At 37.5% G+C, this 13,684-nt stretch carries 12 protein-coding genes; 3 read left to right on the top strand and 9 right to left on the bottom strand.

The annotated features are described in order from the left end of the window. Positions 1 to 66: 66 nt before the first annotated feature. Complete coding sequence (gene gatD / locus APS80_RS08220; RefSeq protein ID WP_059107794.1) at positions 67 to 786, bottom strand: lipid II isoglutaminyl synthase subunit GatD; 720 nt, start codon at positions 784 to 786, stop codon at positions 67 to 69. Next, entirely contained in the window at positions 783 to 2,099 is a 1,317-nt protein-coding gene (gene murT / locus APS80_RS08215; protein ID WP_059107793.1) for a lipid II isoglutaminyl synthase subunit MurT, read from the bottom strand. Before murT ends, gatD begins: the two co-directional genes overlap by 4 nt. 168 nt (positions 2,100 to 2,267) lie before the next feature. On the opposite strand from murT, the gene APS80_RS08210 reads away from it, so the two are divergent. After that, a complete protein-coding gene (locus APS80_RS08210) occupies positions 2,268 to 2,765 on the top strand; it encodes a ferritin (RefSeq protein WP_059107792.1) in 498 nt (165 codons plus the stop codon). A gap of 266 nt (positions 2,766 to 3,031) precedes the next feature. Beyond that, positions 3,032 to 3,589, top strand: a complete 558-nt coding sequence (locus tag APS80_RS08205) for a 3'-5' exonuclease (protein WP_059107791.1) — start codon at positions 3,032 to 3,034, stop codon at positions 3,587 to 3,589. Between the two features lie 38 nt (positions 3,590 to 3,627). On the opposite strand, the gene dinB is transcribed toward APS80_RS08205, so the two are convergent. The 7 genes from dinB to gatC all read right to left on the bottom strand — a co-directional run bounded on the left by dinB (position 3,628) and on the right by gatC (position 11,625). Beyond that, entirely contained in the window at positions 3,628 to 4,698 is a 1,071-nt protein-coding gene (gene dinB / locus APS80_RS08200) for a DNA polymerase IV (protein WP_059107790.1), read from the bottom strand. A 135-nt stretch (positions 4,699 to 4,833) separates the two neighbouring features. Then, complete coding sequence (locus tag APS80_RS08195) at positions 4,834 to 5,376, bottom strand: metalloprotease family protein (RefSeq protein ID WP_059107789.1); 543 nt, start codon at positions 5,374 to 5,376, stop codon at positions 4,834 to 4,836. A gap of 121 nt (positions 5,377 to 5,497) precedes the next feature. Next, positions 5,498 to 6,865 carry a 23S rRNA (uracil(1939)-C(5))-methyltransferase RlmD gene (gene rlmD / locus APS80_RS08190; RefSeq protein ID WP_059107788.1) on the bottom strand — a complete coding sequence of 456 codons (1,368 nt, stop codon included), beginning with the start codon at positions 6,863 to 6,865 and terminating at the stop codon, positions 5,498 to 5,500. Between the two features lie 202 nt (positions 6,866 to 7,067). After that, entirely contained in the window at positions 7,068 to 8,039 is a 972-nt protein-coding gene (locus tag APS80_RS08185) for a diacylglycerol kinase (RefSeq protein WP_059107787.1), read from the bottom strand. 381 nt (positions 8,040 to 8,420) lie between these two features. Further along, positions 8,421 to 9,848 carry an Asp-tRNA(Asn)/Glu-tRNA(Gln) amidotransferase subunit GatB gene (gatB, locus tag APS80_RS08180; protein ID WP_059107786.1) on the bottom strand — a complete coding sequence of 476 codons (1,428 nt, stop codon included), beginning with the start codon at positions 9,846 to 9,848 and terminating at the stop codon, positions 8,421 to 8,423. 15 nt (positions 9,849 to 9,863) lie between these two features. Next, positions 9,864 to 11,321: an Asp-tRNA(Asn)/Glu-tRNA(Gln) amidotransferase subunit GatA gene (gene gatA, locus APS80_RS08175; RefSeq protein ID WP_059107785.1), complete on the bottom strand. Its 1,458-nt coding sequence runs from the start codon at positions 11,319 to 11,321 to the stop codon at positions 9,864 to 9,866. 1 nt (position 11,322) lies between these two features. Next, complete coding sequence (gene gatC, locus APS80_RS08170; protein ID WP_059107784.1) at positions 11,323 to 11,625, bottom strand: Asp-tRNA(Asn)/Glu-tRNA(Gln) amidotransferase subunit GatC; 303 nt, start codon at positions 11,623 to 11,625, stop codon at positions 11,323 to 11,325. Positions 11,626 to 12,018: 393 nt separating this feature from the next. Here gatC and putP point away from each other — a divergent pair, with 393 nt between their 5' ends. Then, on the top strand, positions 12,019 to 13,554 hold the full coding sequence (putP, locus tag APS80_RS08165; RefSeq protein ID WP_059107783.1) for a sodium/proline symporter PutP: 1,536 nt from the start codon (positions 12,019 to 12,021) through the stop codon (positions 13,552 to 13,554). Positions 13,555 to 13,684 lie beyond the last annotated feature (130 nt).

Here is a 13,684-nt window from a genome sequence, read left to right as displayed (position 1 = left end):
ATTGAGATAACTTCACATACAAAAAGCCAGCTTTACCCCAACACGAGGTAAAACTGGCTTTCTCATTTATCCTTTACTTACGCGGTCTACGATCACTTTTTTAGCCGCTTCTTCTTCTGTATTATCGAGTTCTACAGGCTCAAATGGAATTCCTTTTCTTTCACAAGCCGCTTTGAGTAGATAATCCGTTAATTCATGGTTTTTCGGTAAAATAGGACCATGGAGATACGTACCTAATAAATTTTTATAATGGATACCCTCTTTCGCATCATGATCATTATTGCCGTAACCATGCGTGACATGACCTAATGTATCGAATTGATGATATGTTCTGCCACCGTGATTTTCAAAACCAACGATTGTACCAAAAGTATCACTTTCAATCACGATATCTCCTGTTAAACGGTCTGTTTGAGATTCTGTATAAAAATCTAAAATACCTAGCCCTTCTAATTCAGTGCCATCTGGAGTGATATATTTCGTTCCTAAGAATTGATAACCACCACAAACAGTTAATCCAGGTAATCCATCTTCAATCGCTGCTTTCAACGGAATTTTGATCTTCTCTAATTCTTTCGTCGCAAGACTTTGTTCTCGATCACTACCGCCGCCGATGAAGAAAATATCGCAACCTTCGAAATCAATCCCATTGGTTTCGTTCACATCGACCACATTCAATTGAATGTTACGTTTTTTCGCGCGTTGTTTTAACGCCATGATGTTACCAATATCACTATATAAGTTTAATTTATCTGGCATAAAATGGTAGACAGTTAATTCATTCATGCGTCTTTAACCTCCTCGAAAGAGCGGTTCAATTGTTCTAACATCGGTGAAAGTGATGTGTAGTTAGGGATTGCCACAGTATAACTACTGTAATCCATCGTTTTCGCCGTTGCTTTATAAATATCTTTTTCTACAATGATGGGTACTTCTACCTCAGCGAGTTTAAGTCGCAACTGTAATTCTTCAGCACGTGTGCCTGTCACGATAATCGCAGAAATATCTTGACGAGAGAGCTTTTCAAAATCTGCGTCATAAATCCATGACGTATCACGGCCATCCGCTGCATTATCGTTTAAACTCATCACGTAGACTTTACTACCTTCAATTTGCTCACCGACGGATAAGCTCGCATTCATACCTGCAGGATTCTTAGCTAAATTGATCATCGCTTCTTTTGTGCCATTACTGAAATACTGCATGCGTCCGTTATCTGCAGTATATGTTTCAAAGCCTTTACGGATCGATGCATCGTTTAGACCTAATTCACGTAACACCGTATAAGCCGCGAGTGCATTATATGCATTAAAGTCCCCCGCAATCTTCATATCAAATATGGTTTCATCTACGTCCAATTGAAGGAATGGAGATAAGTCGAAACGATTCACTTCATATGTTGGCTGTTCACGTTTAAAACCACATTGACAGTGATAGTGTCCGAGTTGGTTGTAATGTACGTAATCATATACTAATAATCGGCCACAATTTGGGCAGTAACGGCTTTCATTCATCGTGCTCTGTTCAAATTCATGCGCACGTGCTTTCATACCATAGTAAACGCGGTCTTCACTTGCTATTTTCAAACGACTCACGAAAGGATCATCAGCATTTAATAGGAGTTTGATTCCTTTATCTTTAATCGCTTCAGCTATGTTGTTCACCATGATATCAATTTCACCAAAACGGTCCATTTGGTCTCTGAAGAAATTGGTAAAGACCATCATTGAAGGTGTCATTTCTTTTAATACACGTGGTATAGAGCCTTCATCAATCTCTATGACTGCGATCTTTGTATCCGGCTGATTCTGCAAAATAAACGCAGAAGTAATGCCCGCTGCCATATTGGCTCCTTCATTATTATGGATAATTGGTATGTCATTTGCTTTTAATGTATGCCCAATTAAATTTGATGTTGTGGTTTTCCCATTTGTACCACTAATAAAAACGATATCATCTACCGTCGACGCTAAATTTCTTAATATATTTTGATCCACTCTTCTAGCAACTTGACCAGGTAAATCTGTACCCTTTTTACCTACAGCTTTACTTGCTACACGCGCCAATTTTGCTAGGTGGGTTGCAGTCCATTGTCTCACTCGTTACCCTCCTATTTAATTCACTCAATTATTATAGCATGTTCGGTCTTGAAGCTAAAACATTCTCAATTAGAAAATGACATTTTCAACCTTAGATTATAATTATTATTTACTAATGAGAATAAACTATGCTATACTACAAGTAGCTTCAAAATTGGAGGGATAAAAATGTTAAACAATGAATTATTAAACGCTTTAAATGAACAAATGAACCAAGAATACTACGCAGCACAAGCATATATGGCAATGGCTGCTTATTGCGACTATCACTCTTATAAAGGTTTCGCAAACTTCTATATCCAACAAGCAAAAGAAGAACGTTTCCACGGTAAAAAAATCTATAACTATATTGATGACCGCGGTTCTAAACCTGAATTTACAGCACTTCCTGCACCAAAAACAGAATTTAAATCAATCTTAGAAACATTTGAAGACGGTTTAGCACAAGAAGAAGATGTGACAAGTCGTTTCTACAATTTATCTGATATCGCAACAAGAGAAAAAGATTATCAAACAATCTCATTCTTAAACTGGTTCTTAGATGAACAAGTTGAAGAAGAATCTATGTTCCAAACTCATATTGATTACTTAAGACGTATCGGTGACGATTGCAATACACTTTATCTTTATGAAAAAGATCTTGGAACACGCGAATTCGAAGACTAATTTAATTGAACTTTAAAAAATATATAAACAAAAAGAAGGAGAGGCACAAGGTCTCTCCTTCTTTTTTAGGTCTAATTATTTAAATATCGTACACACGTCCATCACTCAGCTTAGTTGACATTTCACCAGTTCCTCTCAGTGCTCCCCCCACTATTTTCATCCTTCAACAATCTGCGATGAAGTCGCTTAAACTTGACGTAGCTTCAAATCTTATTTAAAGTCATTGCATAATCAATCTTCTAAGATCAGAAAGGAAATGACGATAAATGACAAATGAAGAAGCTTTCGTTGCTTTGGACTTTGAAACCGCAAATGGTAAACGGACAAGTATCTGTTCCGTTGGTATGGTGAAGGTAGTCGATCATCAAATCACCGAATCTTTTTATACCTTAGTGAATCCGAATGACTATTTTTCACAAAAAAATATTGAAGTCCATGGCATCCATCCAAAAGATGTCGAAGATGCCCCAGACTTCAATTATGTGTTGCCTTATATGTTAGATTTTATCGATGATTTACCTGTCGTCGCACACAACGCTGCATTTGATATGAGTGTGCTTCATGCAAGTATTCAAGCACTCGGTCTCGAAACACCACCGATGACTTATTTTTGTTCTTTACAACTGTCTCGTCGTACTGTCAATAACCATCGCTACGGGTTAAATCACATGATGGACTATTATGATTTAGATTTTCACGGTCATCATGATGCCTTAAATGATGCTAAAGCCTGTGCTATGATTACGTATAGATTACTTAAACACTACGATAGCTTAGATGAAATGCTATCCGTATACGGTAAACAATTAACCGATAAAGATTAATTCATTTTCTAAAAAGTGTGAAACGCACCCACTCTAAATCACAAATAATCGTAAATCGTCATATTTTCGTACGTCACTTGTTCTAAATTACCCACTGTCACTCCGACGAGTCGAATCGGTACATCCGGCTCTTTCAAATCGGTATACAAATCATAAGCAATATTGTAAATCGTCGTTTCATCTCGCACTGGATCTCTCAAACTACGTTGTTTAGAAATCGTTTCATAACGATGCGTTTTTAGCTTCACAGTTACTGTTTTGCCTGATTTTTGTATATTAGCTAAACGCTCTGCTGTCTTATGACTGAGCTCCCAAATCTTCTGCAGTATCGCTTCGTCATCATTCATATCTGTCGCAAATGTACGTTCTGTACCGACAGATTTACGAATGCGTGTCGGCTTCACCTCATTGTGATCAATACCCCGTGCTTTATTATATAAGCCATGGCCTCTCTTACCGAACAAATAAACCAGTTCACGTTCACTCTGATCATAGAGGTCTTGCCCTGTATAAATGCCATGCGCATGCATTTTCTCTTTCGATGCTTTACCCACACCTGGAAAATCTCCGATATCTAAATTCATTAATATATCATGGACATTGTTATAATCAATGATTGTGAGCGCATTCGGTTTATTCATGCCACTCGCTAATTTTGCTAAAAACTTATTATAAGAAACCCCGGCTGATGAGGTCAGTTGTGTGGCTTCGTAAATATCTCTGCGTATATACTGCGCAATTTGTGAGGCTGGAAGATCAGGTCGAACAAGTTCTGTCACATCTAAATAAGCTTCATCTAAAGACAACGGTTCTACAATTTCTGTATAACTTCTGAAAATGCTCATAATTTTGTTTGACGCTTCTTTATAAGCACCAAAATTCGTAGTGACATAATAGCCATCTGGACAGAGTTTATGCGCTTGCGCCATAGGCATTGCTGAGTGTACACCATAGTCACGTGCTTCATAAGAGGCTGTAGATACGACACCACGACCACTCGCTTTACCACCCACGATGACAGGTTTTCCTCTCAGTTTCGGATTATCACGCATTTCTACTTGCGCAAAGAAATAATCCATATCAATGTGTATGATACGTCGTTCTCCCATTTCCTCACCTCCTCATCACATACGTTGTGTCACGCTGGTTTCACAGTAGTTGTACCACGCATGAGAAAGATTTGCTAATCATTTGTCTAAATGGTTTAACGCTGACCTTTTCTCACTGTCTGCATTTTCTAACCCCTATAATTTTCGCATGAAATGTCTCGCACTTGAATAAAAACGTAAGCCTCCAGGAATCTCTTCAACATACTTTACTTGCGAACTCATAGATGACAGGACAAGACAAAAATCAAGTGCACTGTAACCGATAAAGCTACTCATGACCAATATCAATGATGAATAAGGAAAATAACTAAACACAACGCCCCATAAAATCAAGATGATGAATAAAGGGACAATGGTCATCAAAATGTAGACCCATTTATGAAACTGATTTTCTGGCATAAGGGCTCTCACCATACCAAAGCGTAATTGTAAGCCAATCGTTTTCTGGGGCGCTGCTACGCGGTAAAAGAGATAAAGTAATAAGAAATGAAACACACATAGTAAAATAAACCCAATGCCCCCTAACATTAAGTTCATCACTAATCCTTGTTCGATAATATGTGTAAAAAAGAAAGCAATTCTGTAGCCAATCAATACAGCCACAAGCGTAATGACGATTTGTGCTAAGATAAACCGTCTTTGTTGTTTATAATTTGATAACATTTCTCCTAAAAACATAATGTTGTCTCCTAATGATGATGTCTAGAGATGGCATCGTATATTCTTCGAACCATCACCATGTCATATAATCCCGAATTGTGTGATGGTTCAGTTTCATCGTTAATTATTATCACGTTTGTTAAACATCTTTGCGTATGAATTGTGCTACCGTTTCAACATGTGTCGTGTGGGGGAACATGTCTACAGGTGTAATCTGAACTAAGTCATAATTTGAGGACAGACGTAACGCATCGCGCTGCTGAGTCGAAGGATTACATGAGATATAGATAATTTTTTGTGGTTTTAAAGCTAATAATGTATCTAAGAAAGTTTCATCACAGCCCTTACGTGGTGGATCCACCATGACCACATCGGGTTTAATCCCGTTTGATTGCCAGTCTAATATAACTTCTTCTGCTTTACCACATACAAAAGTCGTATTTTGATATCCATTGATTGTCGCATTTTCTTTTGCATCTGTGATCGCTTCCGGTACCACTTCTACGCCGTACACGTGCTTCGCTTGAGGTGCCATATATAAACCTATCGTACCGATACCGCAATATGTATCCAGCACGGTTTCTTCTCCAGATAACGCTGCATAATCAATGGCTTTTTGATATAGCTTTTCAGTTTGTGAAGTATTAATTTGGTAAAATGACTGATCACTAATTTTAAATCGTACGTCGGACAAAGTATCTTCGATTTGATCTTTACCATACAACGTTACGGATTCATCGCCCATAATGACGTTTGAGTGTGTCTGATTAATATTCTGCTTAATGCTTGTGATATTAGGAAACGTAGCAACGAGGCGATCAACTAAGGTTTGACTTTGTTTTAGTTTGCGGCCGTTCGTCACGAAAATTACCATCAGTTCTCCTGTATGATGACCCGATCTAATCACAACATGACGCACGATTCCCTTTTTCTTACGTTCATTATAAATGCTGACTTGCAGTTCATTGAGCCAATCTCTCACTTTATTCATGACCTCGTTATGAATATCATCTTGAATCAAACATTCATCCATATCAATAATGTCATGACTGCGTTGTCGATAAAAGCCCATCACCGTTTCTTGTGCTTTATTTTTACCTACAGGAATTTGAGACTTGTTTCTGTAGTGCCATGGTGTTTCCATACCAATCGTATCGTGAATCGTCGTACTATCGAAGCCCGCTTTTCTATGGAATAAGTTGACCACTTGTTCTCGTTTCATGTCTAATTGTGCACGATAAGTCATATGTTGCAGTTGACATCCACCGCATTTTTGATAATACACACAAGGAGGTGTGACACGATCTTCACTCGCATCGTGAATTTCTAACAACTTACCAATCGCAAAATTTTTCTTCACTTTAATAATCTTATATTCTATTTGTTCATTGATTAATGCGTGAGGTATAAAAATAGGATAACGATCGATCTTTACTACTCCATGTCCTTCGTGTGTGAGATCGATGACCTCTCCTTCTCTCACTTCATTTTTTTGTACGACTGCCATTTCATTTCACTCCACATTAAAAAAGGTTAGGAATCGTTGTCGCTTCGCAATACCTAACCTTATAGTCTAAACTGTTTCACCTGTTATACTGTTATCTTATTGTAACCTATAGACCAATTTCACTTCAAGATGATGATTTGTAATCATGTTTTGAGTCTATCGTTTGAAATTTTGCACACACGTTGATGACAATCATTCCATGTTACGCTTCCTCATCTTGACTGTCTTCTTCGTCTTCAATGACTTCCTCGTCTTGATTGTCATGAATGAGTTCTTCATTATGTGTATCATTCGGAATGAAGATTTCAATGTGTTGTTTTAAATTCAAGAAATTAGCTGGTAACTTGCCGCCATATTCACCATCCACATTCAGTTGTAATTCTGAAAATGAAGAGATGTTGATAGATTTAGCTTTTTTATAAACCACTTTCGGGTGTTTAACGTGTTCTCCTCTAGAAGCAAGTGTCATGATATGGCCTAATTCAGCTAAATTCGCTTTTTCTACGATTAATAACGTAAAGTAACCATCGTTTAACTTCGCATCGGGCACAAGTTTTTCGAAACCGGCCATTGAATTTGTTAATCCTAGGAAGAATAGCAAGGCTTCTCCTTGAAAGACTTCTTCATCATATTCGATGCGTAAATCAATCGCGTTCATTTGAGGTAACATTTCAAATCCTTTGATGTAATAAGCAAACGGGCCGACAATCGATTTCAGTTTGCTTGGTGTTTCGTAAGAGACTTCAGTGAGCTTCCCACCTGCTGCGAGATTAATGAAATATCGACTGTTCATTTTACCGATATCGACACGTGCAGTATATCCTTCAATAATCGTATCGATTGCTTTTAAAATATCGGTTGGTAAGTGAAGTGCTCTACCGAAATCGTTCACCGTGCCCATCGGAATCACACCGAGTTTAGGGCGATTCGGTCTTTCTGCAATCCCATTGACGACCTCATTTAGCGTCCCGTCGCCTCCTGCAGCGATTAAGATATCATAATTTTCTTTAAGTGCACGCTCTGCTTCAACGGTTGCATCACCAGATTTTTCAGTTGCATACGCACTGGCTTCAAAACCAGCTTTATCCAATTTGATTAAGACATCAGGTAACATTTTTTTAAAGAGCTCTTTACCTGATGTTGGGTTGTAAATTATTCTTACTCTTTGTCTCATTAGCTATCCCTCAATTTTATATACTCATATCATATAGTAGCTGATTTGAACGCGTTATAAAAGTATTTAGCATGATTTTTGTAGTGAAAAAATCTCAGATATCTTTGCGATATTTACGCAACGTTTTTCACTATTTTAACAGAATGATTTTGTGAGGATTATAACCAAAAAACCATCCAAAAAGTTAGATGTTGATGGTTTCTTACATCAGTCTCTAAGTGAAAATGACTGATGCTGGAACACGTCTGCACTGCTTTTTACTACGTCAATTGGAAATCAATAGCGCATTTTGTCAAGTTCAGCAGACATGATCAACATGTTCTAACTTTATAGGATGGCTTTATAGTAAGTTTACTCTGTAATCATTTATGATATTTTTAATTAGCGATTATCTAATTGTTGTTTTAGTAATTTGTTAACGATTTGCGGATTGGCTTGTCCTTTTGAAGCTTTCATAATTTGACCTACGAGATAACCCATCGCTCTGCCTTTACCATTTTTATAGTCTTCAACAGATTGCGGATTATTATCAAGTGCTTCATTGACATATTGAAGTAATGTATCTTCGTCTGAAATTTGAACTAAACCTTTGTCTTCCATGATTTGTTTTGCGTCACCGCCATTTTCAGCAAGCTCTGGGAAGACTTTTTTAGCGATTTTACTGCTCATTGTACCGTCTTCAAGTAATTTAATCATACCTGCTAAGTTTTCAGGTGTTAATTTTGTATCTTGAAGTTCAACTTGGTTTTTGTTCAAGTATTCGTTCACGCCGCCCATTAACCAGTTAGATGTTAATTTTACATCTGCGCCATTTGCAACTGCTTCTTCAAAGAAATCGGACATTTCTTTAGTTAAAGTAAGCACGTGAGCATCATAAGCTGGAAGACCGTATTCATTAACATATTTTTCTTTTCTTTCGTCTGGAAGTTCAGGAATGGTTTGACGTACACGTTCTTTCCATTCGTCATCTACATATAATGGAACTAAGTCCGGTTCTGGGAAGTAACGGTAGTCGTCTGAACCTTCTTTGACACGCATCAAAATAGTTTTACCAGTAGATTCATCGAAACGACGTGTTTCTTGTAAGATTTCTCCACCGTTTAATAATTCTTCTTCTTGGCGTTTTTGTTCGTACTCTAGACCTTTACGTACATAGTTGAAAGAGTTTAAGTTTTTAAGCTCTGTTTTAACACCAAATTCTTCTTGGCCTACAGGGCGTAATGAAATGTTGGCATCACAACGAAGTGACCCTTCTTCCATTTTACAGTCAGAAACGCCTGTATATTGTACGATAGAACGTAATTTTTCTAAGTAAGCATATGCTTCTTGAGGTGAGCGGATATCTGGCTCAGAAACGATTTCGATTAATGGTGTACCTTGTCTATTCAAATCTACTAATGAATAGCCATCTTTATGTGTTGATTTACCAGCGTCTTCTTCCATGTGAAGACGTGTGATACCAATACGTTTTGTTTCACCATCAACTTCTATATCGATATGACCATGTTCACCAATCGGCTCATCAAATTGTGAAATTTGATATGCTTTCGGATTATCTGGATAGAAATAGTTTTTACGATCGAACTTAGATTCAGTCGCAATGTCCATATTTAAAGCCATTGCTGCTCTCATTGCCCAATCAACAGCACGTCTGTTTACAACAGGTAATACACCTGGATAAGCTAAATCAATCACGTTGGTATTAGAATTTGCTTTTGCTCCGAAATGTGCTGGTGATGGAGAAAACATTTTTGAGTCGGTTTTTAACTCAACGTGGACTTCGAGTCCAATTACTGTTTCAAAATGCATTGTTTTTCCAACTCCTTATAAATTTTCATACTCATCATGAAGATTGTATTTTGTTTCGTATTGATATGCGACACGGTAGAGTGTTTTTTCATCGAATGGTTTACCGATGATTTGTAACCCTATTGGTCGGCCATTAGAAATACCACATGGTACTGAAATACCTGGTAAACCTGCTAAGTTCACTGGTGTTGTTAATAAGTCGTTTGTGTACATTGTTAATGGATCGTCTAGTTCATCACCTAAGTTGAATGCAGTCGTAGGTGTTGTAGGACCAACAATCACATCATATTTATCTAAGACACCTTCAAATTCATTTTTGATGATTGTTCTAACTTTTTGTGCTTTTTTGTAGAAAGCATCGTAGTAACCAGAGCTTAACGCAAATGTACCTAAATAGATACGACGTTGTACCTCTGCACCGAAGCCTTCACTTCTTGACATTTTATATAGTTCTTCTAATGTTTTTGCTTCTGGTGAATGGTAACCGTAGCGAATACCATCAAAACGTGCAAGGTTAGCTGATGCTTCAGAAGATGCGATGACGTAATAAGAAGGAATACCATAACGTGTGTAAGGTAGTGACACTTCTTCTACAGTTGCACCTAAAGATTTCAACGTTTCTACAGCTTCTTTAACAGATGCTTTAACGTCGTCATCAACCCCATCACCTAAGTACTCTTTAGGTAATGCAATTTTCATACCTTTAATATCTTTACCGATATCTTGTGTGAAGTCCGCTTCTTCTACTGGCGCACTTGTTGAATCATTTTCGTCAACGCCACTAATCGCTTCTAATACAAGCGCATTATCTTTAACGTTTCTAGTCAATGGTCCAATTTGATCTAGAGAAGAGGCAAAGGCAACAAGACCAAAACGAGAAACACGTCCGTATGTTGGTTTTAAGCCGACAATACCACAGTACGCTGCAGGTTCACGGATAGAACCACCTGTATCTGAACCTAAACTAAATGGAACAAGCCCTGCTGCAACCGCTGCTGCAGAACCACCTGAAGAACCACCAGGCACTGCGAGATGATCGAATGGGTTCACAGTTTGTTTAAAGTATGATGTTTCAGTTGAACCACCCATCGCAAACTCATCCATGTTTAATTTACCAATGAGTACCGCATTTTCAGCTTTCAATTTATTCATTACAGTAGATTCATAAATCGGTACGAAACCTTCTAACATTTTACTTGCACAAGTTGTTTCGACACCTTCAGTAATGATGTTATCTTTAATACCCATTGGGATACCAAAGAGTTTACCTTCCATTTGGTCTTTTTCTTGTAATTCATCTAATTCTTGTGCTTTTTTGAGTGCATTTTCTTTATCTAAAGCTAAGAAGGATTTGATCGTAGGATCAGTTTCTTCTATCGCATCATAAATATCATTGACCACTTGTGATGGTTTGATTTCTTTATTTTTAATTAAGTTAATTAAATTTTCTACAGACTCATAACGAATCGTCATCTTAAGCGTCCTCCTCATTCATGACAGCCGGTACTTTAAACTGACCATCTTCAGTTTCTTTTGCATTTTTTAACGCTTCTTCTTGAGGAATACCCTCTACAGCAACATCGTCGCGCAATACATTTTGTAAATCTAAAACGTGATATGTAGGTTTCACATTACTTGTATCGGCTGTATCTATTTGATTCGCAAAATTTAAAATGCTTTCAAGTGTTTCTTGCATATTAGATACTTCCTCTTCAGGAATTTGTAAACGTGCTAAATCCGCAATATGCAATACTTCTTCACGTGTAACTTTAGTCATTAATTAAAAGCCTCCTTCTAACTCATTCATTACAAAATTGTATCAAACTTCCCGTTAAAAATCTAAGTATTTTCATATCGTCGGCTAATGAATCAGACCTTTTTCATCTGAGGGCAAACGATTACTCCTACTGTTCCCTTTTCGCATGCAAAATATGTTACTTATTTATCAAAGATTGTGCTATTTTCAAAAACATTAGTATAGTTGTTAGTTTTCTATGCATAATGCAATCATTTTATTCAAAATATCGTTTTCTACCATGTAACCGTTATCATTATTGTATTGAAAGCATTATATACCAAAATATTTTAAGAAAACGCTACATATTATGAATATTTATGTGTATAATCATTCAATAAAAACATTTTTACTCAAACAAAGGGGTTGTTATACATGGTACATCTAGGAACGGCTTTAAGTAGTCAAGTCAATGCAGGTTGGCAAACCTATATTATGATTGCACTATACTTCATCATATTACTCGTTATTGGCTACTATGGCTACAAACAAGCTACGAGTAACCTCAGCGAATACATGTTAGGCGGCAGAAGTATCGGACCATACATCACTGCCCTATCAGCTGGGGCTTCTGATATGAGTGGTTGGATGATCATGGGTTTACCTGGTGAAGTCTATTCAACGGGTTTATCAGCGATATGGATCACTATTGGATTGTCACTTGGCGCTTACATTAACTATTTCGTTGTCGCTCCACGCTTACGTGTGTACACAGAAGTCGCAGGCGATGCGATTACATTACCTGATTTCTTTAGTAATCGTCTCAATGATAAAAGCAATTTATTAAAAATTATTTCAGGTTTAATCATTGTCGTTTTCTTCACGCTTTATACTCATTCCGGTTTCGTCTCAGGGGGTAAACTGTTCGAAAGCGCATTTGGTTTGAACTATCATTATGGTTTAATCGTCGTAGCAGTCATCGTTATTTTCTACACATTCTTCGGCGGGTATCTGGCAGTTTCGATAACGGACTTTTTCCAAGGGGTCATCATGTTAATTGCGATGGTCATGGTACCAACTGTGGCGTTGATGCAACTGAACGGATGGGATACATTTAATCAAATCGCAGAAATGAAACCGACGAATCTAGATTTATTTAAAGGGACGACTTTCATCGGTATTATTTCGCTATTTGCGTGGGGCCTTGGGTACTTTGGTCAACCGCATATCATCGTGCGTTTCATGTCGATTAAATCACACAAACTGTTACCAAAAGCACGTCGTGTCGGCATTAGTTGGATGATTGTAGGTTTAACCGGTGCTGTCGGTGTCGGTTTAACAGGGATTGCATTTGTGGCAGACCGTAATATTAAGTTAGAAGACCCAGAAACACTCTTTATTGTGATGAGTCAAGTACTGTTCCACCCATTAGTAGGTGGATTCTTACTCGCTGCAATCTTAGCTGCCATTATGAGCACGATTTCATCACAACTGCTCGTAACTTCAAGTTCACTCACAGAAGACTTTTACAAATTAATTCGTGGAGCTGAACATGCGAAAGAACATGAAAAAGAATTCGTGTTAGTCGGTCGTTTATCTGTATTAGCTGTAGCGATTGTTGCCATTTCAATTGCTTGGTCACCTAACGATACAATCCTTAATCTTGTCGGAAACGCATGGGCAGGATTTGGTGCAGCGTTTAGCCCACTTGTCATTTATTCACTTTACTGGAAAGGTCTCACACGTACAGGGGCCATGAGCGGTATGATCGTCGGTGCCCTCGTCGTCATCATCTGGATTACCGTCGTTAAACCGATGGCAGATGTCAATGAAATCTTTGGTTTATATGAAATGATACCAGGATTCTTCTCTAGTGTGATTGTAACGTACGTCGTAAGTAAATTAACTCAAAAACCAGGTCAATTTGTTGAAGATGATTTACAACGCGTCAAATCCATCGTCAGAGAATAAAATTGTAAGTTGCATATAACTAAAATTAACAACTTGATGAATAAAGAAATTCATATGAATGCTTTAACTTAATTGATTTAAATAGTGTTAAGATTTTATGAGTTCTTAAAACACTATGTGGAAATAGCTT

This window comes from Staphylococcus auricularis, from assembly GCF_001500315.1.
Taxonomy (GTDB): Bacteria; Bacillota; Bacilli; order Staphylococcales; family Staphylococcaceae; genus Staphylococcus; species Staphylococcus auricularis.
This window is presented reverse-complemented; position numbering and strand designations above follow the sequence as displayed.

Excerpts from the sequence above, each read along its gene's own strand:
- gatD (WP_059107794.1), bottom strand. The coding sequence starts at position 786 with ATGAATGAATTAACTGTCTACCATTTTATGCCAGATAAATTAAACTTA.
- APS80_RS08210 (WP_059107792.1), top strand. The coding sequence starts at position 2,268 with ATGTTAAACAATGAATTATTAAACGCTTTAAATGAACAAATGAACCAA.
- APS80_RS08205 (WP_059107791.1), top strand. The coding sequence starts at position 3,032 with ATGACAAATGAAGAAGCTTTCGTTGCTTTGGACTTTGAAACCGCAAAT.
- dinB (WP_059107790.1), bottom strand. The coding sequence starts at position 4,698 with ATGGGAGAACGACGTATCATACACATTGATATGGATTATTTCTTTGCG.
- APS80_RS08195 (WP_059107789.1), bottom strand. The coding sequence starts at position 5,376 with ATGTTTTTAGGAGAAATGTTATCAAATTATAAACAACAAAGACGGTTT.
- rlmD (WP_059107788.1), bottom strand. The coding sequence starts at position 6,865 with ATGGCAGTCGTACAAAAAAATGAAGTGAGAGAAGGAGAGGTCATCGAT.
- APS80_RS08185 (WP_059107787.1), bottom strand. The coding sequence starts at position 8,039 with ATGAGACAAAGAGTAAGAATAATTTACAACCCAACATCAGGTAAAGAG.
- gatB (WP_059107786.1), bottom strand. The coding sequence starts at position 9,848 with ATGCATTTTGAAACAGTAATTGGACTCGAAGTCCACGTTGAGTTAAAA.
- gatA (WP_059107785.1), bottom strand. The coding sequence starts at position 11,321 with ATGACGATTCGTTATGAGTCTGTAGAAAATTTAATTAACTTAATTAAA.
- gatC (WP_059107784.1), bottom strand. The coding sequence starts at position 11,625 with ATGACTAAAGTTACACGTGAAGAAGTATTGCATATTGCGGATTTAGCA.
- putP (WP_059107783.1), top strand. The coding sequence starts at position 12,019 with ATGGTACATCTAGGAACGGCTTTAAGTAGTCAAGTCAATGCAGGTTGG.